The organism is Natronococcus roseus (assembly GCF_043677095.1).
Taxonomy (GTDB): Archaea; Halobacteriota; Halobacteria; order Halobacteriales; family Natrialbaceae; genus Natronococcus; species Natronococcus roseus.
Genome location: NZ_JBHLJR010000010.1, coordinates 1 through 22,055, shown reverse-complemented (window position 1 = coordinate 22,055; position 22,055 = coordinate 1). Strand labels below are relative to the sequence as shown.

At 65.4% G+C, this 22,055-nt stretch carries 23 protein-coding genes, 1 tRNA gene and 1 pseudogene; 11 read left to right on the top strand and 14 right to left on the bottom strand.

The features are described 5' to 3' along the window. The first annotated feature begins 78 nt into the window (after positions 1–78). Positions 79–843: an SDR family NAD(P)-dependent oxidoreductase gene (locus tag ACFEMD_RS21115; RefSeq protein WP_394743243.1), complete on the top strand. Its 765-nt coding sequence runs from the start codon at positions 79–81 to the stop codon at positions 841–843. Positions 844–1,272: 429 nt separating this feature from the next. After that, positions 1,273–1,422: pseudogene (locus ACFEMD_RS21110) on the top strand (acyl-CoA dehydrogenase family protein); the annotation flags it as partial. Between the two features lie 198 nt (positions 1,423–1,620). On the opposite strand, the gene ACFEMD_RS21105 reads toward ACFEMD_RS21110, so the two are convergent. Beyond that, positions 1,621–1,693 (bottom strand) — tRNA-Arg (locus ACFEMD_RS21105). A 13-nt stretch (positions 1,694–1,706) separates the two neighbouring features. After that, positions 1,707–2,039: a twin-arginine translocase TatA/TatE family subunit gene (tatA, locus tag ACFEMD_RS21100; protein ID WP_049891756.1), complete on the bottom strand. Its 333-nt coding sequence runs from the start codon at positions 2,037–2,039 to the stop codon at positions 1,707–1,709. A gap of 496 nt (positions 2,040–2,535) precedes the next feature. On the opposite strand from tatA, the gene ACFEMD_RS21095 reads away from it, so the two are divergent. The 3 genes from ACFEMD_RS21095 to ACFEMD_RS21085 all read left to right on the top strand — a co-directional run bounded on the left by ACFEMD_RS21095 (position 2,536) and on the right by ACFEMD_RS21085 (position 4,211). Next, a complete protein-coding gene (locus ACFEMD_RS21095; RefSeq protein ID WP_394743242.1) occupies positions 2,536–2,751 on the top strand; it encodes a hypothetical protein in 216 nt (71 codons plus the stop codon). A gap of 123 nt (positions 2,752–2,874) precedes the next feature. After that, entirely contained in the window at positions 2,875–3,354 is a 480-nt protein-coding gene (locus tag ACFEMD_RS21090) for a redoxin domain-containing protein (protein ID WP_394743241.1), read from the top strand. Positions 3,355–3,395: 41 nt separating this feature from the next. Further along, complete coding sequence (locus ACFEMD_RS21085; RefSeq protein ID WP_394743240.1) at positions 3,396–4,211, top strand: HD domain-containing protein; 816 nt, start codon at positions 3,396–3,398, stop codon at positions 4,209–4,211. A 75-nt stretch (positions 4,212–4,286) separates the two neighbouring features. On the opposite strand, the gene ACFEMD_RS21080 is transcribed toward ACFEMD_RS21085, so the two are convergent. Continuing rightward, the gene (locus ACFEMD_RS21080; RefSeq protein ID WP_394743239.1) at positions 4,287–4,505 is read right to left on the bottom strand and encodes a winged helix DNA-binding protein; all 219 of its coding nucleotides are present in this window, start codon (positions 4,503–4,505) and stop codon (positions 4,287–4,289) included. Between the two features lie 130 nt (positions 4,506–4,635). Between ACFEMD_RS21080 and ACFEMD_RS21075 the strand changes: the two genes are divergently transcribed. After that, entirely contained in the window at positions 4,636–4,830 is a 195-nt protein-coding gene (locus ACFEMD_RS21075; protein ID WP_394743238.1) for a XapX domain-containing protein, read from the top strand. Positions 4,831–4,844: 14 nt separating this feature from the next. On the opposite strand, the gene ACFEMD_RS21070 is transcribed toward ACFEMD_RS21075, so the two are convergent. From ACFEMD_RS21070 to ACFEMD_RS21040, 7 genes are all read right to left on the bottom strand, one after another. Next, positions 4,845–6,149 carry a 5'-deoxyadenosine deaminase gene (locus tag ACFEMD_RS21070; protein ID WP_394743237.1) on the bottom strand — a complete coding sequence of 435 codons (1,305 nt, stop codon included), beginning with the start codon at positions 6,147–6,149 and terminating at the stop codon, positions 4,845–4,847. 61 nt (positions 6,150–6,210) lie between these two features. Beyond that, positions 6,211–6,396, bottom strand: coding sequence for a hypothetical protein (locus ACFEMD_RS21065; protein ID WP_394743236.1), 186 nt, complete (start codon positions 6,394–6,396; stop codon positions 6,211–6,213). An 85-nt stretch (positions 6,397–6,481) separates the two neighbouring features. Further along, entirely contained in the window at positions 6,482–8,320 is a 1,839-nt protein-coding gene (locus ACFEMD_RS21060; protein WP_394743235.1) for an FAD-binding protein, read from the bottom strand. A 1-nt stretch (position 8,321) separates the two neighbouring features. Next, positions 8,322–9,206, bottom strand: coding sequence for a succinate dehydrogenase/fumarate reductase iron-sulfur subunit (locus ACFEMD_RS21055; RefSeq protein ID WP_278303662.1), 885 nt, complete (start codon positions 9,204–9,206; stop codon positions 8,322–8,324). Position 9,207: 1 nt separating this feature from the next. Next, positions 9,208–9,573 (bottom strand): succinate dehydrogenase hydrophobic membrane anchor subunit, encoded by a 366-nt coding sequence (locus ACFEMD_RS21050; protein WP_394743234.1) that lies wholly within the window; start codon positions 9,571–9,573, stop codon positions 9,208–9,210. Next, positions 9,573–10,001 carry a succinate dehydrogenase, cytochrome b556 subunit gene (gene sdhC, locus ACFEMD_RS21045; RefSeq protein ID WP_005556027.1) on the bottom strand — a complete coding sequence of 143 codons (429 nt, stop codon included), beginning with the start codon at positions 9,999–10,001 and terminating at the stop codon, positions 9,573–9,575. The genes ACFEMD_RS21050 and sdhC overlap by 1 nt, the downstream gene beginning before the upstream one ends. A 90-nt stretch (positions 10,002–10,091) precedes the next feature. Next, a complete protein-coding gene (locus ACFEMD_RS21040) occupies positions 10,092–11,192 on the bottom strand; it encodes a succinylglutamate desuccinylase/aspartoacylase family protein (protein WP_394743233.1) in 1,101 nt (366 codons plus the stop codon). Positions 11,193–11,352: 160 nt separating this feature from the next. On the opposite strand from ACFEMD_RS21040, the gene ACFEMD_RS21035 reads away from it, so the two are divergent. The 4 genes from ACFEMD_RS21035 to katG all read left to right on the top strand — a co-directional run bounded on the left by ACFEMD_RS21035 (position 11,353) and on the right by katG (position 17,789). Then, complete coding sequence (locus ACFEMD_RS21035) at positions 11,353–12,105, top strand: GNAT family N-acetyltransferase (protein WP_394743232.1); 753 nt, start codon at positions 11,353–11,355, stop codon at positions 12,103–12,105. Between the two features lie 269 nt (positions 12,106–12,374). After that, on the top strand, positions 12,375–13,844 hold the full coding sequence (locus ACFEMD_RS21030) for an oligosaccharide flippase family protein (protein WP_394743231.1): 1,470 nt from the start codon (positions 12,375–12,377) through the stop codon (positions 13,842–13,844). Positions 13,845–13,915: 71 nt separating this feature from the next. Next, complete coding sequence (locus tag ACFEMD_RS21025) at positions 13,916–15,259, top strand: ATP-grasp domain-containing protein (protein WP_394743230.1); 1,344 nt, start codon at positions 13,916–13,918, stop codon at positions 15,257–15,259. 343 nt (positions 15,260–15,602) lie between these two features. After that, a complete protein-coding gene (katG, locus tag ACFEMD_RS21020) occupies positions 15,603–17,789 on the top strand; it encodes a catalase/peroxidase HPI (protein ID WP_394743229.1) in 2,187 nt (728 codons plus the stop codon). 76 nt (positions 17,790–17,865) lie between these two features. Here the strand turns inward: katG and ACFEMD_RS21015 are convergent, their stop codons facing one another. Further along, a complete protein-coding gene (locus ACFEMD_RS21015; protein WP_394743228.1) occupies positions 17,866–18,459 on the bottom strand; it encodes a DNA-3-methyladenine glycosylase family protein in 594 nt (197 codons plus the stop codon). 87 nt (positions 18,460–18,546) lie between these two features. Continuing rightward, on the bottom strand, positions 18,547–20,403 hold the full coding sequence (locus tag ACFEMD_RS21010; RefSeq protein WP_394743227.1) for an L-aspartate oxidase: 1,857 nt from the start codon (positions 20,401–20,403) through the stop codon (positions 18,547–18,549). Positions 20,404–20,559: 156 nt separating this feature from the next. On the opposite strand from ACFEMD_RS21010, the gene ACFEMD_RS21005 reads away from it, so the two are divergent. After that, the gene (locus ACFEMD_RS21005; RefSeq protein ID WP_394743226.1) at positions 20,560–21,096 is read left to right on the top strand and encodes a metal-dependent hydrolase; all 537 of its coding nucleotides are present in this window, start codon (positions 20,560–20,562) and stop codon (positions 21,094–21,096) included. Positions 21,097–21,134: 38 nt separating this feature from the next. Here ACFEMD_RS21005 and ACFEMD_RS21000 read toward each other — a convergent pair whose 3' ends face one another. Next, on the bottom strand, positions 21,135–21,560 hold the full coding sequence (locus ACFEMD_RS21000; RefSeq protein ID WP_394743225.1) for a hypothetical protein: 426 nt from the start codon (positions 21,558–21,560) through the stop codon (positions 21,135–21,137). A gap of 161 nt (positions 21,561–21,721) precedes the next feature. Next, positions 21,722–22,055: response regulator (locus ACFEMD_RS20995; protein WP_394743224.1), on the bottom strand; the 334-nt coding region annotated here is incomplete at its 5' end.

Here is a 22,055-nt window from a genome sequence, read left to right as displayed (position 1 = left end):
GGCCGCCCGATAGTACAAAAACTCGAGGTCGGGTGTTCGGGAAAGAACTACCGGGTCCGGCTCCCCTACTACGGGACGATGCAGGACATCTTCGATCTCTCGGACCGAGTCGCACTGGTCACCGGCGGCGGCCGCGGTATCGGCCGCGCGATCGCCGTCGAACTCGCGAACGCCGGCGCCGCGGTCGTCCCGTCGGCGCGGTCGACCGACGAGATCGAGGCGGTCGCGGCGGAGATCCGCGCGTCCGGCGGCGACGCGGTCGCGGCTCCAGCCGACGTGACCGACCCCGACGCCGTCGCCGACGCGATCGATCGAACCGAGGAGGAGTTCGGGCCCGTCGACGTCGTCGTCAACAACGCGGGGCTCAACCCCGACGACGCGCTCGGCCGTCCGGAGGACGTCTCGAGCGAGAGCTTCGACCGGGTGCTCGAGGTCAACCTCAACGGCGCCTACGAGGTGACGCGGGCGGCGGCCCGGTCGCTGCGGGAGACCGGTGGCACGGTCGTCAACGTCGCCAGTGTCGGCGGGCTCGTCGGGCTCCCCCGCCAGCACCCCTACGTCGCCTCGAAACATGGGTTGGTCGGACTCACGAGGAGCCTCTCGCTCGACTGGGCGCCCGACGTCCGCGTCAACGCGGTCGCACCCGGCTACGTCTCGACCGACCTGACCGAGGAGCTCGAGGCCAACCCGGAGCTCCGCCAGTCGATCCTCGAGCGGACGCCTCTCGAGCGGTTCGCCGAACCAGCCGAGGTCGCCGGACCGGTGGTCTTTCTCGCGAGCGACGCCGCGAGCTACGTCACCGGCGAGGTTCTCGCGGCCGACGGCGGGTGGACGGCCCGGTAGCGGTCACGTGGTCGATCGTCGCGGGATTCTGGTACGGTCGTCAAACTCCAGGCTCCGAGAACGAGGCCGACTGTGGTTCCGACGCCCGAACTGAAGACAACTTTGTAAGGTAAAATACGGTAATAGAAATCATTGGAAAATAAATGGCGTTAATTTTTATTGATTGAAAATCGACCTCGCTCTCTACGGCGGGCGCGCCTCGAGTGGTTCGCATGCGATACGACGATTCGGAACGCGCTCGGGAGCTCGCCAGGCGCGTCCGGACGCTGATGGACGAGGTCGTCCTGCCGCTCGAGCGGGAGCTGGCCGGTAGCGTGGGCGTCTCCGAGAGAACCGTCGCCGAACTGCGCGCTGCAGCGCGCGACCGCGACGTGTACGCGCCGCAGCTCCCGGTGGAACGGGGTCGCTTTCCGGAACGCGTTTCCGGAGTTTTCCGAGTCGGTCCGCCAGTTCCGGATCGTCGACGGCGCCGACGAGGTGCACCGACGCGTGATCGCTCGCCACGCGTTCGAAGGCCTCGAGGAGGCCCAACTCGAGTACCTCACCCGCTTCGGTGAGCCGGTCGAAAGGCAGGGGTGAGAAGCGGCGATTCGAGGAGAGCGGGCAATGCGGGGCTCGTAGCTCGCCACACGGGCGTGGCGGGAGTGAGCGAACGCCCCGCGTTCGCGAGCTACGTCACGCTCGCGAGACGGAATTCGAACCACGGTCGTTCCGCTTCGCTTCACTCCCTGATTCGAATCCCGTGCCCGTCCGCTCCTCACGTCCGTTCGTCGCGGACGGGCGTGGCGGGATTCGAACCCGCGATCAGAAGGTTAGGAACCTCCTGCCCTCTCCGCTAGGCCACACGCCCCGTCAGAAAAGTGTTAGTTCGGTTCCGTGTCGGGTTCGGTCTCCTCCTCGGAGGTGACCGGTTCCGTGTCGACGAACTCGTCGTCGCCGTCGTCGAACTCGTCGGTCTCGCCGAAGTCGTCGGTTTCACCGAACTCCTCGTCGCCCTCCTCGAATCCGTCGCGCATTTCCTCGAGTTCCGTTTCGACCTTTTCACGCCCCTTCTGGAATTCGCCCATCGCCTCACCCGTCGACCGAGCCAGTTTCGGGATCTTGTTCGCCCCGAAGAGTAAGATGGCGATGAAAAGGATGATCAGTAGTTCCGGACCCCCTGGAATAGGGGCAAACAGCGGTGCGATTTCTACCATCTCTATGCGTGGCTTACGGGCTGGCAATTATAACCTTTTTGGACCGGACGGTAAATCAGCGCTCCGGACAGTCAGCGCCCCGAAACTGCCGTCGGTGGTCAACGGCTGTCCATCGTGCGCCCGCTTTCTCCCGGCCTCGCGACTCACCGATCGCGCGAATCCGCCATCAGCGGCTCCGCTGATCCACAGTCCGTTCGAATCAACGGGAACCACGAACCGATACCGCCCGAACGGGCGAGCTCGGCCGTTGTCGGGTCAGTATGAAACGATCTCGAGAGATCCGAATCGTCCCGAGACCAACGGGACAGACCGTTCGGCGTCGCTGAACGACGCCGTCCGATCCCTTTCTGCTGCCAGTAAGTATATTATGTAAGAAAAACTGTTACTCATGTATGATTAGATATGCTCCGTCGCTCGGCGGCGTTCGCACGGCCGGGAAGACCGGACGGACGCCGACGGTTGCGTCCGGGGCGACCGAGAGCGTCGGGTGGTACGGGTGAGTGATCCGATCGTTCTCGAGTGGACTCCGCTGAACGCGTGTCGACGCCGGCTGACCTTCGAGCCCCGGGAGATCGGCGGGTGGAACCGGACCGAGGAGGAGCGCCGGGACGAGGAGTGGCACGTCGTCGATCACGAAGTCGTTACCCACGTCGAACTCGAGCGCTCGGGTCCCGACGGGCCCTCCGGCGTAACGACGTACCGTGGACCGTGAACCCACTCCTTCGCACGGTACCGGAGTCGTTCGAAGCGGCAGTCGCCGTCCCGGCGACCCGGCGCGCTCGAGATCGGTCCGGGAGCGAAACTGTCTTTCCTGTCTACCCGTAACTCGAGAGCGATGGTAGATACCGGAGACGCCGCACCCGACTTTACCGTACCGCTCGCGAACGGCGACGTCGATTCCTTCACGCTCTCTGAACGCCTCGAGGAAGAGGCGCCGATCGTCCTCGCCTTCTTCCCGGGCGCGTTCACGGGCGTCTGCACCGACGAGATGTGTACGTTCCAGGATCGGCTCTCGGCGTTCGACGACGTCGATGCGACGGTGTACGGGATCAGCCGTGACACGCCGTTCACCCAGAACGAGTTCCGCGACCAGAACGACCTCGAGTTCGGGCTGCTCAGCGACCTGAACAAGGAGGTTATCGCCGACTACGGCGTCGAGATGGACTTCGACGATATGGGCGTCTACGGTGTCGCCAAGCGCTCGGTGTTCGTCGTCGACGCGGACGGCGAGGTCACCTACGCGTGGGTCAGCGACGATCCCGGCGTCGAGCCGGAGTACGCCGAGGTCGAGGACGCCGCCGCCGACGCGGCGTAACTACCCGCAGCCCTTTTTTAGCCGGGCGGCCTCGTGCGGATATGAGCGACTCTACGACCGACGAGCAGGCGGGCCGCGTCTACGTTCCTACTGCGGATCATCACTTCCCCGACGAGAAGCTAAACGAGATTCTCGAGTTCGTCAAAACCGACGAGGAGATCCAGACCTACCTCGAGGCCCAGAACATCAACGCCGTCGACCGGATGCGGTACAACGACCACGGCGCGAAACACATCGAGATCGTTCGCAACCGCGCGCTCTGTCTGTACGATCTGCTGAAGGCGGGCGACGTCGAGTTCAACGGCGCCGCAGAGCAGGGCCTCGAGGAGGCCGACGAGGCGGTCATCGTCGCGCTCGCGGCGACCCTCCACGACGTCGGCCACGTCGTCCACCGCGACCAGCACGCCTACTACTCGATACCCCTCGCCGCGGACATCTTAGAGCGGGTGCTGCCGGAGTTCTACGACGTCGCCGAAACGGTCCGGATGAAAGGCGAGGTGCTCCACGCGATCCTCTGTCATCACACCGCCGAGACCCCCCTGACCACCGAGGCCGGCGTCATCCGCGTCGCCGACGCGCTGGACATGGAGCGAGGGCGCTCGCGGATCCCCTACGAGCAGGGCGGACGCGGCATCAACACGCTCTCGAGCCAGGCGATCAGCCACGTTACCTTACACGAGGGCGAGTCCCGGCCCGTGATGGTCGAGATCGCGATGACCAACGCCGCGGGCGTCTACCAGGTCGACAACCTGCTGAAGGCGAAGCTCCGAGATTCGGGACTCCAGAACGAGATCCGGATCGTCGCCGTCAACACCAACGAGAACCACGAGCAGTTAGTCGAGCGAATCGAGCTGTAGTCGGACGAACTGCCGTGAGTCGGTCTCGAGGATCAGCTCTGCGGTCGCTCCGAAACGATGCGACAGGAGAGCGCTTTAGACGAGTCGGTACCGACCGTCGTTCCGTTCGACGTAGCCCCGTTCTCGAAGCGTTCGTGTGATGGAGAGCACCGTTCTCTTCTCGACGTCGAGCGCCGCACAGAGCTCGTCGGCGCTGGCGTCGGGCCACTCCCGAAGGTAGAGGTAGAGTAGCTTCGCCTGCGCCGATTCGAGGCTCCCGGGGATCGAAACGTCGGGTCTCGTCTCCAGTTGCATACTTCCCTCTCCATAGTTCGACGATATTAAAACCTAACCTCGTCATCTGTCGAAAGCAGCATCCACATCGCTCCCCGTGGACCGTAACCGAGTCAGGACGCTTTTGTCGTCGCTGGCCCTCCGGGCGGGTATGAATATTCAGCTTATCGTTCTCGGTCTGCTAACCGGTACGCTCACCGGAGCCTTCTTCGCGCTCGTCGACGTACCGATCCCCGCGCCGCCGGAGCTGCCGGGGCTGATGGGGATCGTCGGCATCTATCTCGGGTACAAGCTCGTCGAAGCCTCGGGCGTCACGCTCGACGTTCTCGAGTCGATCGGGCTCTGAGGCAGCCGCCCACCTCAGGGAGCGACGTCCAGCCCCGCGGCGAACTCGCGGGCTCGCTCCCGGATCGCCGCGGCGTCGGCGACGACGACTTCGTCGTCGCGCTGAAGGACCTCGCCGTCGACCATCGTGAACCGGACGTCGTCGCCGTGGGCGGCGAAAACCAGGTGCGAGAGCACGTCGTGGATCGGCGTCCCGCGCGTGACGTCGGTCTCGAGACCGATGATGTCGGCCGTCCATCCCTTACGGAGCTTCCCGACGCGCTCGAAGCCGGCGGCCTCGGCGCCGTTTACCGTCGCCATCTCGAACACCGTCCGCGCGGGCAGGGCCTGGGGTTCGAGGCGGTCGACCTTCTGGAGCAGCGAGGCCTGACGCATCTCGGTGAACGGATCGAGCGTGTTGTTACACGGCGGGCCGTCGTTGCCGAGCGCGACGGTGATCCCTCGGTCGAGGTAGTCGAGCACCGGGGCGACGCCACTGGCCAGTTTCATGTTCGAGGACGGGCAGTAAGTGACGTTGGTGCCGGTCTCGGCGAGCACCTCCCGCTCGCTCTCGTCGGTCCAGACGCAGTGGGCTAACACGACGTCCTCGCCCGTGAGCCCGACCTCGTCGAGCCAGTGGATGTTGCGCATTCCCGTCTCCCGCTCGACGGTCTCGATCTCGCCGCGGTTCTCGCTTGCGTGGGTGTGGATCCGCACCCCGTCGTAGGCGTCGGCGAGCTCCCTCGAGCCGCGGAGACACGCCTCCGTGCAGCTTACGGCAAAGCGCGGCGTGACGGCGTAGCGGATGCGCCCGTTCGCAGCTCCGTGGTACCGCTCGATGAGTCGCTCGCTCTCGGCTAAGGCCTCGTCGGTGTCCTCGAGCAACCCCTCCGGTGCCTCCTGATCCATCAGCACCTTGCCGAGCCGACCGCGGATCCCCAGCTCCCGGGCGGCCTCGAACGCCTCCCCGGCGTGAGCGACCGAGAGGTGATCGATGCAGGTCGTCGTCCCGCTCTCGATCAGCTCGAGGTAACCGAGCTCCGCCGCGACGCGCATCCCCTCGGCCGAGAGTTCGGCCTCCATCGGAAGGACGTACTCGAAGAGCCAGTCGAGCAACTCGGTGTCGTCGGCGATGCCCCGACCGAGGCTCTGGACGGAGTGGACGTGGGCGCCGACCGTTCCCGGCGCGAGCACGTCGTAAGTGAGTCGTTCGTGATCCGGATACGTCTCGAGACAGTCGGACCGTTTCCCGACGGCGACGATTTCGTCGTCCTCGACGACGACCGCACCGTCTTCGATCACGGTGTCGGCGTCGGCGACGACGGTTCCCGACAGCAACATACCCTCTTCCGGTAGCCAACGAAGCGGTTTAGCTCTGTGGATTCCGTGCGTTCGCCGGGCGTCAGGGTCGGATCTTCAGCGACGCTACCGAGAGCCCCCACAGGAGGCAGATGAAGGCTGCAAACGTCACGTAGGCGACGCCGAAAAACCAGATGAGCAACGGGATGTAATCGAGTAGCAGATAGCCACCGACGACGAGTATCGGAACGAGAACTGCGTTCACTCGGACGAATCGTTCGAGTCCCATCTATCCGGCAGAAACGCGAGCGGACACATAGCGCTGCTGGTCTCGGTCGGCGCTCGTGTCGGCGAGTGAAAATTTCGGCCGCGATTCAGTAGCTGCGCACCTTCGGCTCGTAGGTCTTCTCGCCCTCGAGGATGACGGGCCGGTAGAAGATGTTCGGATCACCGTCCTCCCAGGAGATCAGCGTGTGCTTGAGCCAGTTCTCGTCGTCGCGCTCCTGGTTCTCCTGGCGCCAGTGGGCACCCCGGAACTCGTTTCGCACGAGCGCACCCAGCGCGATCGTCTCGGCGACGTCGATCAGGTTGCGCGTCTCGTAGGTCTGCTGGAGGTCGGTGTTGAAGGTGCGGGAGGGGTCGTCGACGTAGACGTTCTGGTACTCCTCGCGACACTCCCGGATGACCCGCAGCGCCTTCCTGATACCCTCGTCAGTGCGGAAGACGTTGACGTAGTCGGTCATCGCTTTCTGGAGCTTCGCACGGATCTGGGCGTGCTGGACGCCGTCGTCTTTCTCCATCAGGTGATCGACACGGGCGCGCTCGGCCTCGACGGCGCGCTCGAGGAGTCCGTCCGTTTCGGTCGCGACGCCGCTTCCGTCGGCGGCGACGCCGCCGGCGGTATCGAGCCCGGCCGAACCGGGCTGGACCGGCAGTTCGGTCTCGGTCTCGTCCTCGACATCGGGGCCGTAGCCGGTCTCGATCTCGGCCGTTCCGAGGTCGTCGCCGGCGGCGTGGCGACCCGCGCGCTTGCCGAAGACGATCAGTTCGGGCAGGGCGTTCCCGCCCAGACGGTTGCCGCCGTGGACGGAGACGCAGGCGGCCTCGCCGGCCGCGTAGAGTCCGTCGATGTTGGTCTGGCCGTTCTCGTCGACGTCGATGCCGCCCATCGCGTAGTGTTGCCCGGGTTTGACCGGCATCGGCTCGACGAGCCCGTCGACGCCCTCGAAGTCCTCCGCGAGGTGGAGGATGTTCTCGAGGCGGTCGAGGATGCGCTCCTCGCCGAGGTGGCGCATGTCGAGGTGGACGTACTCGTCGTCGACGCCCCGGCCCTCGTTGACCTCGGTGAGTTCGGCGCGGGCGACGACGTCGCGGGAAGCGAGTTCGCCCGAGTTGTTCGCGTACCCGTACTCGAACATGAACCGTTCGCCCTTCGCGTTGTAGAGGATCCCACCCTCCCCGCGGACACCCTCACTGATGAGGACGCCCGTCGAGGGCAGCGACGTCGGGTGGAACTGGATGAACTCCATGTCCTCGAGCGGTGCGCCCGCGCGGTAGGCCATCGCGTGGCCGTCGCCGGTACAGGAGACGGCGTTGGTGGTGTGGTCGAACGCCTGCCCCGGACCGCCGGTCGCGAGGATGACGCCGCCGTTGGCCTTGAACCCCTCGACGTTGCCCGACTGGACGTCGTAGGCGACGACGCCGTGACACTCCCGGTCGTTCGGGTCGGGCGCGTCGTCGGTGACGAGGTTCATCACGTACCACTCGTCGTACACCTGAATGCCGCGCTTGACGACCTGCTCGTACATGACGTGCAGCAGGTGGTGACCGGTCTCCGCGCCGGCGTAGGTCGTCCGCGGGAACGAGAGGCCGCCGAACGGCCGCTGGGAGACCCGACCGTCCTCCTCGCGCGAGAACGGCATCCCCCAGTGCTCGAGCTGGATCGTCTCCTCGGGGGCGTCCTGAGCCAACGTCTCGGCCGCGGGGGCGTCGGCCAGGTAGTCCGACCCCTTCATCGTGTCGTAGGCGTGGAGTTCCCAGTCGTCGCCCTCGCGGAGGGCGGCGTTGATCCCGCCCTCGGCCGCGCCGGTGTGGCTGCGGACCGGGTGGAGTTTCGAGACGATCGCCGTGTCGGCGCCCGCCTCGTGCGCTGCGATTGCGGCCCGGAGGCCGGCGCCGCCGGCGCCGACCACGATAACGTCGTGTTCGTACATCTTACCAGAACTTCAGGTTCTTCTTGACTGCCTCCCGTTTGAGCTCCTGAATGTGCTCGGTCAGGGGGATATCCTTCGGACACACCTCGGTACAGGAGAACTGGGTCTGGCAGCGCCAGACGCCGTGTTCCTGTTCGACGATGCGGAGGCGGTGCTCCTTGATCTCTTCGTCCTCGCGTTCGTCCATCGCAAAGCGGTAGGCCTTGTTGATCGCCGCGGGGCCCAGATACTCGTTGTCGCCGGCCGCGATGTTACACGAGGACATACACGCCGCACACCAGATACACCGCGTCGACATCTTGACCTTCTCGCGGTTCTCGCGGGACTGGCGCTGCTCCTCTAAGTCGCCGTCCGGGAGCTCTTCCTGCTGGAAGTAGGGCTCGACGGCGTGCATCTGGTCGTAGAAGTGGTCCATGTCGACGACCAGGTCCTTGACGACCTCCTGGTGGGGGAGGGGTTCGATGCGAACCGGCTGTTTGAGATCCGAGATCTGGGTCTTACAGCCCAGTTGCTGTCGTCCGTTGACGAAGAAGGCGTCGGAGCCACAGACGGCCTGCCGACAGGAGTGACGGAACGTAAGCGAGGAGTCGAACTCGTCGCGGGCGTACATCACCGCGTCGAGGACGGTCATCCCCTTCTCGAAGGGGACGTAGAAGTCGTCGAATCGGGGTTCCTGCTTGCCCTCGACCTCGGGGTCGTAGCGGAACACCTTGAGGTGGACCGTCTCGCCTTCGACGTCGGACTCGTCGACGGCCTCCTCCTGGGCGAGGCCCTGCTCTTTTTCCTTGAGTCGCTCCTGCTGTGGCGACTCGGTGCCCCGCATCTCGGGGTCTTCCGGTGCTTCCTGCGATTCGGGTTCTTGCGGTTGTTCTTGTTGTGTACTCATGTTAGGTCCACCCCGCCATGGCGACTGCGACCCAGATACCCTGGGCGATGAGTGCGATCCCGGCGAGTGACAACACGGCGAGCACGACCTTCTTTTGCGTGCCTTCCAGCCCCTGGTTGACCAGGGCGTTGTAGACGCCGTTGACGCCGTGGAACGTCCCCGTGATCAGGAACAACACCATCGTCACGAAGTATCCGACGTTCTCCATTCGGGCCTGCGTCCCTGCAAATGTTACGTCCGCAGCGTGGTTGACGAAGTGAAGCTGGAAGAAGTGAAACGCCAGCACGACGATCAGAAACGCCGCGGTGATGCGCTGGAGGAGCCACCCGGTGCCGCCGCGACTGAACGAGGAGTAGTGTTCCGCCATCAGATCGTCACCCCGTCCATGAACGTCGGCACGCTCGCGATAGTGATGATACCGGTCAGCACCAGCGAGGCGTAGAAACTCTTGTCCTGGGCCGAGAGGCCGACGCCGAGGTCGACCATCAGCAGCCGAAGCCCGTTCAGGATGTGAAAGACGGCGACCGCCAGCAGTCCGACCTCGAGCACGCGAATGATGAACAGCGACTCGAGACCCTGGATCGTCGTCGTGTACACGTCCGTTTCCTGCTGGATCGCCGCCGGGTCGCCGGCCGCCGCACCGATGGCCGTACTCAGCACGGCGATGTGGGTAAACAGGTAGCCGATCAGCATCCACCCGGTGAACTTGTGGAAGATCCACGCCCACATTCCGGCCGAGAACTCCTTCCAGCGACCGAAGTCCTCGATGAGACCGCGATTGTAAGACTGACTCATACGCTCGTGTGGACCGTTTGACCGTGAGCGTATAGAAGTTACCTTTATCGCGTCGCTTTGCCACAGTCCGCGCCGACAGCTCCCGGACCGCTACATCCGAAGCTGTGACTGCGATTCGGTTCCAGTCCCGGTCCGTTCGTTCTCCAGTGCCCTCCGCGTGTCCTGCGAGAGTCCGACCAGGTGACAGAGCGGGTTCCCCGGGTAGACGACGGGGTTCTCGAGAACGCCGACGATCAGCCCCGTGAAGGGGGCCTCGACGGTGACGATATCCTCTTTCTCCTTGAACGGGTTCGTGATGGTGCAGATTACGTCACCCTCCTCGACGAGCGAGCCCCGTCCGTGTTTCATGTCGACGATGCCGCCGGCGTCGGCCCGGAGCCAGGTCTTCTCGTCGTCGCTGTCGATGACGGTCCGCCAGCCCGGCCAGTGGACGGCCGCGCCCGGATGGAGTCCGAACTCCGCGAACACGCTGGCGACGCCGGTGAGCGCGCGGTCGATCAGCCGTCGCTGGAATCGGTGGGCCTCGCCCATCTCGATCGTAACGGTCGGAACGCCGGCGTCGGTCGCCTCGCGGCGCAGGGTTCCGGACGGTCCCTGACCCGCGATGATGACGTGGGAACTGAACGCGCTCGCGACCCGGGCGGCGCCGGAATCGTCCATGTTCGCCCGGGCGTGGAGCATGTTCGTCCGCCCCCGCGTCGAGGTGTGAAAGTCGATCCCCAGGTCGCAGGGTTCGATGAAGTTCGTGAAGATCCGGTGGGCCATCCGCCTCGCGCTGGTCGATCCCTCGCGACCGGGGAACGATCGGTTGAGGTCCCGATCGTAGATCGGCAGGTACCGTTCCTGGGCCAGGAATCCGGGGACGTTCATTACGGGCAGACAGACCAGCGTGCCGTGGAGGTCGGTGTGGTCCCAGTCGTGAGCTACCTCGCGGACGACCTCGATTCCGTTGAGTTCGTCCCCGTGTGCGGCCGCAGAGAGAAACATCGTCGGCCCCGACCGCTCCCCGTTGATGATCGTAACGGGGATCCGAACGGGATCGCCGAGGTACGTCTCGCTGATGCCGTACCGGATGTTCGCCGACTCGCCGGGATCGACCCGGCCGCCGTCGTAGGTGAAGACGTCGTCGTCGTCGATCGGCGGCGAGTCGGACGACTCGCTCGAGTCGTCGGCCGCGTCGTTACCGCTCATAGTTGCCCCTGGGCCGGAGCCCTCGTGAATCTTTGTTTGCCGTTCCGGGACCGTGCCACGACATGCTCGGAGTCACTCGTCCGGCCCGGTCGTCCAGGTAGCGTAAGGCAGTTGAAATTCAGGGCATAGATTTTGTATGCCCGACTTGTACGGTACGCGCATGGAGATTCGCGAAGCGACCGACGCCGACGCCGACACGATCCGTTCGATCGCCCACGACTCGCTCTCGTCGACCTACACGGACTTTCTCGGAGCGGAGACGATCGACACCGCCATCGACCAGTGGTACGGCGAGGAGTTCGCCGACGATATCGCCGACGACCACTCGCTGATCCTGGTTATCGAACGCGACGGCGAGGTCATCGGTTTCTCTCACAGCGAACTGGTCGGCCAGCAGTACAGCAACGGCCAGCTACTGTGGCTCCACATCGATCCCGACGCCCGCGGCGACGGCATCGGCGTCCGGCTGCTCGTTCGGACCCGCGAGAAGCTCCTCGATGACGGCGCCGATCAGGTCCAGTGTTTCGTCCTCGAGGACAACGAGGGCGGCAACGAGTTCTACGCGGACCACGGCTTCGAGCAGGCCGACCAGCGCGAGGTCGAGATCGGCGAGGAGACGTTCACCGAGAACATCTACGTCGAAAGCGAGATCGAGAGCGGCGACGACTGGAACGCCATCGACGAACTCGAGATCGACGACCGGACGGTGTACGTCAGCTACGGGGACGCCGATCGCGGCTCGAAGGCGCCGTTCTACGGCGCCTACGAGGGCGAGGACCAGTCCGATCGCTACGGCTGGCTCTGTGGCAACTGCGATTCGATCGACAACGCGATGGACACGATGGGCCGCATCGAGTGCAACTCCTGTGGCAACCGTCGCAAGCCGACTCGCTGGGACTCCTCGTACCTGTAGCGAACCGGTGCGGTTCTTTTGGAGCGTCGATCCGGCCCGTTTCGATCCGTTCGAACACCGCGAGAGAGCGACGCGCTCGAGTAGGCCGCGCTTACCCTCCCGAGCGCCGACCGCGGGCCGCCGGTGTCGATTTCGTTCGTGCAGTTGCCTCTCCCTTCCAGGAGTTGTCCCTGCATTACAATCCCTTCCTCGCTGGACGTATCCGACGAGTCGCGGTTCCGCTCCCGACGCCGTAGCCCGGCGTTCGGCGATCGCGACGGGGACGACGCATGAACAGGCAGGACCACATCGTTCGCGGATTCAAGGCGACGCTGGTCGCGCGGGCGATATACATGATCTCGAGCGCGCTGTTGATGCTCGTACTGGCGCGCTTTCTCCTCGATCCCGACGGCTACGGGGCGCTGTACTGGGCGATCGGCGTGCTGGCGGTGATCCAGCTGGTCGCGGATCTCGGCCTCGGCAAGTCGGCCGCGCGGTACTTCTCGGAGTACAGCGAGCGCGACCCGGGGCAGATCCCGCACCTGATCCGGACGACGCTGGCGCTGAAGCTCGGGCTGCTCGCGGTCGTCACCACCGGCCTGTTGCTCGGCCACGAGTGGCTCGCGGCCGCGCTCGGCGATCCCGGCGCCGCGCCCTTCCTCGCCGCGGGGGCGCTGTACATCGTCGCCTTCTCCTTCAGCACCAGCTCCCAGATCGCCTTGCAGGGGTTCAACCGCCTGGGGTACAGCGCCGCGATCCAGGCGATCAGCGGCGCCGCGCGGCTGCTCTTCGCCGTCGCGTTCGTCGTGCTCGGAATGGGGGCACTCGGGGCGCTGTTCGGCTACATCGTCGGTTACGCGCTCTCGGCCGCGGTCGGGCTGACGATCCTGTACCTCGAGTACTACACCAGATACGAGCCCGCCGAGGAGTACGAACCCGGACTCGCCCGTCGCCTCGCCGAGTACAGCGTTCCGCTGACCGCGACCCGGAGCGCGAACGTGATCGACAAGCGCATCGACGTCGTCCTCGTCGGGATCTTCCTGACGCCCGCCGCCGTCGCGTTCTACCAGCTGGGCAAGCAGATCGCCGACTTCCTGCTCGCGCCGGCCGAGTCGCTCGGCTTTACGATCTCGCCGAACTTCGGCGAACAGAAGGCGACCGGCCAGCTCGAGAGCGCCCGCCGGATCTACGAGACGTCGCTGACGAACGTCCTCCTGTTGTACGTTCCGGCGACGGTCGGACTCGTCATCGTCGCGGACCCGTTCGTGACGATGGTGTTCGGCGCCGACTACGCCGGTGCGGTCCCGGTCCTGCAGATCCTCGCGGGCTTCGTTATCCTGCAGGCGATCACGAACCTGACAAGCGACAGCCTGGACTACCTCGGCCGGGCCCGCTCGCGCGCGATTGCAAAGGGGACGACGTCGGTGGCGAACTTCGGGCTCAACCTCGTCCTCATCCCCACCTTCGGGGTCGTCGGCGCCGCCGCGGCGACCGTCGCGACCCACACCGTCTACGTTGCGGTCAACCTCTACATCGTCCACAGCGAGCTCTCCCTGCGCCTCGAGTCCCTCGCACGGACCGTCGGTCGGATCTGTGCGATCACGGGCGTGATGGCCGTCGCCGTGTTGCTCGTGACGCCGCTGATCTCGAACCTCGTTATGCTGTTCGTCGCGATCGGACTCGGCGTCGCCACCTGGTGGGTGCTCGCCGTGACGACCGGGATGATCGACGTCCAGGAAGTTCGATCGGTTATCACGTAGCGGAACGAGCGTCGTTCGATGGCTTGCCATCGCTCATGAACGCTTATCAATACCGTTCGTCTCTATACTGTATGACCGTTTCCGATCCCGTCACTGTCGGCGTACTGAGCCTGCACACCAGCAAGGAGACCAAAGCGATACTCAACGCGACCGAGGAGCTGGGCCACGACACCGAGTGGCTTCGCACGGAGAACACCGCGGTCAGCGTCGCCGACGGGAGCGCCACGCTCGAGCCGTCGGTCGACGTGATCGCCAACCGGATGCTGCTGTCGAACACCGAACAACCCTGCGAGGAACTTGGGCTGGCGAGCGCCCTCTCGGGACTGGTTCCGATGCTCAACGGTCCCCGGTCAGTGCTGACGGCGATCCACAAGATGTCGACCGCGACGACGCTCGCGGCCGACGACGTCCGAGTTCCGGACGTGACCCTCGCGCTGGGCAACCAAAAGCTCAACGAGGTCCGATCCCGGTACGGCGAGGAGGCCGTCTACAAGACGGCGATCGGCACCCACGGCGGCGGGACCTGGAAGGTCGGCCGCGACGACCCGATCAACGCGAAGGTCGGCAACCGCTACGCCTTCCTGCAGGAACTCATCGATCGCGAGGACGAACGCCACCGCGACGTCCGGGTCTACGTCGTCGGCGGCGAGATCATCGGCGCGATGTACCGCTACGCCCCGGACAACGACTGGCGTACGAACGTCGCCCTCGGCGGCGCCGTCGAGAACGCGACCGACGACCTCCCCGAGGAGGCCCGCGACATGGCCAGACGCGCCAGCGACGCTATCGGCCTTGACTACGCCGGCGTCGACCTCGTCGAGGGCGACGAGGGCTGGTTCGTCCTCGAGGTCAACCCGACGGCCGGGTTCAAGGGGCTGTACGAGGCGACCCAGGTCAGCCCCGCACCCTACATCGCCAAGCTCGCGATCGAACGCGCCGGCGGCGAGGTCGACGACGAACGGGTCAGAGAGCTCTCGGCGGTGCTCGACGACTCCCAGCCCTCGGCCAAGCCGCCCGAGGCGTCGACGTTCGGCGAGGAGTCCGCGGTGATCGGCTACACCGAGGAGGTCGTCCTGTCGGGAACCAGCGGCTCGAAGACGGTCCTCGCGAAGTCCGACACCGGTGCGACCCGAACCAGCATCGACACCTCGCTCGCGGCCGACATCGGCGCCGGCCCGATCAAGTCGATCACGCGGGTCAAATCGGGCAGCAGCAAGACCTCCAAGAGCCGACCCGTCGTCGACGTCGTCGTCGGCGTCGGCGGCAACCAGCACACCGTCACCGCGAGCGTCGAGGACCGCAGCCACATGGATTACCCCGTCCTGCTCGGCCGGGATATCCTCGAAAACTACCAGGTCGACGTCAGCCGGCGGATCGATCGTGACGCGGCCGACAAGCCGGAAGAAGAGGAGTAGACTCCCGCGGGATCGGGTAGTTCGTGAAACTCGGCCCTTTTCGTCGCGGAACGCAGCCACTGTTGTGTCCTCTTCGAACTTCGGGTTCGTGTTGGGGCGAATCACCTCCCCCAGGAATCCGACCGCGAGCAGCCGCCGATCCCTCGCTCTCACGGCCTCGAGGGGAGGACTTCGCCCCCGTCTGAAACCCTCGTCAGCGACAGGCGCTGTGACCGTACGGTGGACGTGACGTGATCCTATCGGCCAGAAAACTTCGCAAATTCGAAAGATCGGTTGGGCGGTAGCGAAGAGTTCCTTATCCAAGTAGGTAATCTTAATACGCGAAAGCCGCAACTGCTCAGCCATGACGAGGTCCAACCAAGACTGGTGGCCGAATCAGTTGAACCTGAAGATCCTCGACCAGAACGCTCGCCGTGCTGGTCCGATGGACGAAGAGTTCGACTACGCCGAGGAGTTCCAGAAACTCGACTTCGACGAACTGAAGTCGGACATCGAGGACGTGATGACGGACTCCCAGGAGTGGTGGCCAGCCGACTACGGCCACTACGGGCCGCTGTTTATCCGGATGGCGTGGCACAGCGCCGGCACGTACCGCACCAGCGACGGGCGCGGCGGCGCGTCCGGCGGCACGCAGCGCTTCGCGCCGCTCAACAGCTGGCCGGACAACGCGAACCTCGACAAGGCACGTCGCGTGCTCTGGCCGGTCAAACAGAAGTACGGCGACCAGCTCTCGTGGGCCGACCTGATCGTCCTGGCAGGTAACGTCGCTCTGGAGTCGATGGGATTCGAGACGTTCGGCTTCGGCGGCGGGCGCGAGGACGAGTTCGAGCCCGACGAAGCCGTCGACTGGGGGCCCGAAGACGAGTGGGAAACGGCCGACCGTTTCGACGAGGACGACGACCTCGAGCACCCGCTTGCGGCGACCGTGATGGGTCTCATCTACGTCAACCCCGAGGGTCCGGAAGGAAATCCGGATCCGGAGTGGTCCGCCGAGCGGATCCGCGAGTCGTTCGGCCAGATGGCGATGAACGACGAGGAGACGGCGGCGCTCATCGCGGGCGGACACACCTTCGGGAAGGTCCACGGCGCCGAGGACCCCGACGAACACATGGGTCCCGAACCCGAGGCAGCCCCCATCGAACAGCAGGGGCTGGGCTGGGAGAGCAGCCACGGCTCCGGGAGGGGTGCCGATACGATCACCAGCGGGATCGAGGGTCCCTGGAACGCCACGCCGACGATGTGGGACACGAGCTACCTCGACAACCTGCTCGACCACGAGTGGGAGGCCGAGAAGGGCCCCGGCGGCGCGTGGCAGTGGACGACGACTGACGGCGAACTCGACGGCGTCGCCCCGGGTGCCGAAGACTCCTCGGAGAAGGAGGACGTCATGATGCTGACGACGGACGTCGCCCTGAAGAAGGATCCCGAGTACCGGGAGATCATCGAGCGCTTCCGGGAGAACCCGATGGAGTTCCAGGAAGCCTTCGCGAAGGCCTGGTACAAGCTGATCCACCGCGATATGGGTCCGCCGACCCGGCTCGTCGGTCCGGAGGTTCCCGAGGAGGAGATGCTCTGGCAGGACCCGATCCCCGACGCCGACTACGAACTGATCGGCGAGGCGGAGATCGACGAGCTCAAACAGGAGCTCCTCGACTCCGAACTCTCGGTCTCCCAGCTGGCTAAAACTGCCTGGGCGTCGGCCTCGACGTACCGCGACAGCGACATGCGCGGGGGCGCGAACGGCGCCCGCATCCGCCTCGAGCCCCAGCGCAGCTGGGAGGTCAACGAGCCCGACCAGCTCGAGACGACGCTCTCGACGCTCGAGGAGATTCAGGAGGAGTTCAACGGCTCGCGATCCGACGACGTACGCGTCTCGCTGGCCGACCTGATCGTGCTGGGCGGCAACGCGGCCGTCGAGCAGGCGGCGGCCGACGCCGGCTACGACGTCGAGGTACCGTTCGAGCCGGGCCGAACCGACGCCTCACAGGAACAGACCGACGTCGAATCCTTCGAAGCGCTCAAGCCGCAGGCCGACGGCTTCCGGAACTACCTCGGCGAACTCGAGGACGGCGAGGACCGGTCGGTAGAGGAGCTGTTGGTCGACAAGGCCGACCTGCTGGACCTGACGGCGTCCGAGATGACGGTGCTGGTCGGCGGCATGCGCGCGCTGGGTGCGAACTATAAGAACACCGACCTCGGCGTCTTCACCGACGAACCGGAGACGCTGACCAACGACTTCTTCGTGATCCTGCTGGACATGGACTACGAGTGGGAGTCCTCCGAGGAGTCCAAGGACATCATGGAGCAAGAAGGATCCGAGGACGCCCAGGAGATCTACGACCTCCGCGACCGCGAGAGCGGCGAGGTCGAGTGGGCGGCGACCCGCGCCGACCTCGTCTTCGGCTCGAACGCGCGGCTCCGGGCCATCGCGGAGGTGTACGCGTCCGACGAAAACGAGGAGAAGTTCGTCCAGGACTTCGTCGAGACGTGGAGCAAGGTCATGCAGCTCGACCGCTTCGACCTCGAGTAGTCGAAACGCGCTCGAACCGCGATCGTTTTTTTTATCGGCTCGAGACCCGTCAGCAGCGACCACGAGTGACGACTCCTCAGTCGGCCTCGTACTCCGCCCAGATGTACCGCGTCGCGACGCTGCGGTGTGGACGCCACGTCTCGGCGATCTCGCGCATCTCCGTGCGAGTGAGTTCCTCGCCGTCGTCGGCGTACAGGTTCTCGATCCCACGACGAACCGCCAGATCACCGAGCGGGAGGATGTCGGGGCGTTCGAGAACGAACAGGAGGTACATCCGCGCGGTCCAGTCGCCGATGCCCTTGATCTCGGTGAGTACGTCGATCACCTCCTCGTTGGTGTGGTCGGCCAGGCCGGATCGCGTGTAGTCGTTCGCCCGAAAGGCCTCGGCCGCGTTGCGGACATACTCGATCTTGCTTCGTGAGAGCCCGGCCTCGTACAGCGCGTCCTCGTCGGCGGCCAGGACGGTCTCCGGCGTCACCTCGTCGCCGAGCACGTCGAACACGCGCTCGCGGATCGCCGCCGCGCTGGCGGTCGACACCTGCTGGTTGATGATCGAAATACAGAGTCGCTCGTACTCGGTCCAGTCGGGCTCCTCGTAGGGATCGTGTCGCTCGACGATCTCCGCCATCACGGGATCCTGACGGAGGACGGATTCAGCCTCTTCTCTCATGTGGTGTGTCCAGCGAAGGTACAGGACCCCGAACCCATATGTATCGCGCTTGCGCGGGGCCGACACGGGCCTCACGGCAACGGAGGCTCACTCGAGGTGGTGGTAGTCGAGCTCGTACCCCTCCTCGAGTGCCTCCCGGACCGACTCGCTTGGCTCGCCGACGCCGCGACGACGGATCGAGAACCCGCCGTCGTCGACCGAGACGACGAGGTTCGTCTGCCAGTCCGACGCCGTCTCCGGGTAGTCGGTTCGGTAGTGAGCGCCGCGGGACTCGGTTCGCTCGAGCGCCGTCCGGAGCAACACCTCGGCGGCGGTGAGGCTGACGGAGAGATCGACGGCGTACTCGAACGACCGCGAGGTCCGGTCGCCGTCGACCCGGAGGTCGGCCGTCCGCGCCCGCAGCTCGCCGAGCCGTTCGAGTCCCTCTCGGAGCCCCGCCTCGTCGCGCAAGATCCCCGCGTGCTCCCACAGGAGTTCGCCGAGTTCCTCGAGCAGCGCCTCCGGGGTGTACTCGCCGTCGGCAGCCGAGAGCGTCTCGAGCGCCCGAAACTCGCGCTCGGCGAGCGCGCGCTGTCCGTCCTCGACGGCCGGCTCGCGGTCGTCGGGGGTCACCGCGTTCGCGACGTGTTCGCCGACGAGCTTCCCGATCGCGACGGTCTCGGCCAGCGAGTTTCCGCCGAGACGGTTCGCGCCGTGGACCCCCGCGACGGCCTCGCCGACGGCGTACAGCCCCTCGACGCCGGTTTCGCCGGTCCGGAAGTCGATGTCGACGCCCCCCATCGTGTAGTGGGCCGTCGGCGCGACCTCCATCGGCTCCTCGGTGATGTTGATGCCCAGCGACTCGAAGCGTTCGACCATCGACGGAAGTCGGTCGCGAACGTAGTCGTCGTCTCGATGAGAGATGTCGAGATAGACGCCGCCGTTCTCCGTTCCTCGGCCCTCGCGGACCTCCCGAGCGATCGCCCTGGCGACGACGTCGCGGGCGTCGAGCTCCATCTGGTCGGGCGAGTACCGCTCCATAAAGCGGTCTCCCTCCGCGTTGTAGAGCCGACCGCCCTCACCGCGAACCGCCTCGGTCACCAGGCGGCCGTCCCACTCCTCGCCGTAGCGCTCGCCGACCATCCCGGTCGGGTGAAACTGGACGAACTCGGTATCGAGCAGCCGTGCGCCGGCCTCGAGCGCGAGCGCCTGGGCGTCGCCGTTGTTCTCGTCGTTCCGCGAGGAGTGACGGTTGTACAGGGCCGAAAAGCCGCCCGCGGCGACCACGACGTGCTCGCTCCGGAAGAGCAGGCCGCGACCGGTCTCCATGTCGAAGCCGACGGCTCCCGATACCCGCCGGCCGTCCGAGAGCAGCCGCGTGATCATCACGTTCTCCCGGTAGGGGATCTCCAGTGCCTGTGCTCGGTCGATCAGCGTCCCAAGCATCGCCTCACCGGTGCGGTCGCCGACGAAACAGGTGCGTCGGTACGACTGGGCGCCGAAGTAGCGCTGGTTGATCTCCCCGTCGTTGGTGCGGTCGAACGGCATCCCCCACTCCTCGAGTTCCCGGATCCGATCTGGCATCTCTCGAGCGGTGAGCTCGACGGCCTCGGGATCGTTCAGGTGGTGGCCCTCGTTCAGCGTGTCCGCCGCGTGGATCGCCCAGTCGTCCTCGGGATCGAGCGAGCCAAGCGCGGCGTTGATGCCGCCGGCCGCCCACGTCGTGTGTGCGTCGCCGTGGTCGCGCTTCCCGATCACCAGCGGCTCGACGCCCGCTTCGGCGAGCGAAATCGCGACGCGCGCCCCCGCCGCTCCGGCGCCGACGACGAGCACCGGCGTCGTGACGACGTCGTACTCGAGGCCGCTGGCTGCGGCGTCGGTGCCGCCATCGATACGGTTTTCGACGCCCGCGACGTCGGTCGCGACCGTCGACCCGCCGTCGTCACCGCTGGGTGTTCGTCCCATATGTGACTCTGAGTGCCGAGCGGATTTAGGGACCGTCCCAAACGATGCAATGGTTGTTTTCGAGACTCTGAGGTGGTTTTACGGCGGTCTTCGGTCACCGCTTAGTTCAGTCGACGGCCGGACGTTTACGGGGGGCGTTCCCGTACCCGATATCGAATGCAACCGGTCGTTCATCTCGCCGTCGGCTACCTCTGTTATGCGACGTACACGCGCTGGAGCCGCGACGAAGCGCCTGCGGAGCTTCCCGCGCTCGCCGCCATCTTCGGCGCGGCGCTGCCTGATCTGGTCGATCACCCGCTCCACGCCGCAGGCGTGACCCCCGTCGGCCGGACGTTTGTGCACTCGTTAGTGTTCGCTCTCCCCGTCATCGCCGCCGTCTGGCTCCTGATGCGACGTCGAGACCGCGAGATCCTCGGCGTCGCCTTCGCGATCGGCTATCTTACCCACATCGCGACCGACGTCCCGTGGCACCTGTTCTGGGGCGACTTCCACGAACTCGGCTTCCTCCTCTGGCCGATCACGTACATGCCCGCATACTCCGGCGTCAAGCCGCTCGGCACGGTCCCCGTACTCGGCGTCGAGGCGACGACGCTGTGGCTCGAGGCCGTCATCCTCGTCGCGGGAATCGTGCTCTGGCGGGCCGACGGCTACCCGGGGACGGCACCGATTCGGCGGGCGCTCGACCGGTCGTGACGGGGTCGACGCTCGAGGCCGGTACCGCGAAACACCCTTTACTGTCGGTAGTCCGCGACTCCCTCGAGAATCACCGATCCGCCGACCACTCCGAGAGCGAGCGCCAGCGAGAACAGGCGGGGGATCCCCTCGAGTGCAGACGAGACGGCGATCCCGCCGACGCCGACGAACACCACGATCAGTAGGGTCCCGAGCAGACGGTGTCGCCGGAAGGCCTGGTCGGCCGATCGGTCGAGCGCCGTCCGCTCGACGACGACCCACGCTACACCAACGAGGACGACACTCCCAAGGAGACCAGCGACTAGCTGCGCCGAGAGCCACGTCGACGCCTGGAGGCCGATCTCCGCGACGATCAGGACGAGGAACGCGACGGACACGTCGTACCGGAGCACTGAGGCTCCGGCTCTGACGAGCGGGTGTCGTCGTAACGGCGCTCGAGTTCCGTCGCTGATGTCGTCCGTCATTACCATACGCTCGATCTGTCGGTACAAAAGTATTAGAAGTCGATGATGACACAGATTTGATGACCAGACCGTGTGAAAGTCGCGTCATGTACAGGGAATTGATGTAGCGGTCGGTACAAGCCAACTACTCAGCACAGGTCGACATCCGCAAAAGGTGAACATTAGGGAGGGATTGGTGGGAGCCGTGCTTGCTCAACCCAGAACCCCTCAAAAGCATCTAGAAGAGAGATGAACTCGGCAGGGTCTGTTGGTTTCGTCAGATAGGCGTTAGCGCGGGCATCATAGCACCGCGCAACATCTTCCTCCGCCTCCGAACTCGTGAGCATAAGCACAGGAAGTGGCTTAAGTCGGGGATCATCCCGAATTACTTCAAGGATCTCGCATCCGTCTCGACCGGGAAGGTTCAGATCCAGCAGGATGAGATCGGGAAGTTCGTTATCTGCGGACTCACGTAAGAACTCCACAGCGTCATCACCATTAGTGACTGACTGTAAT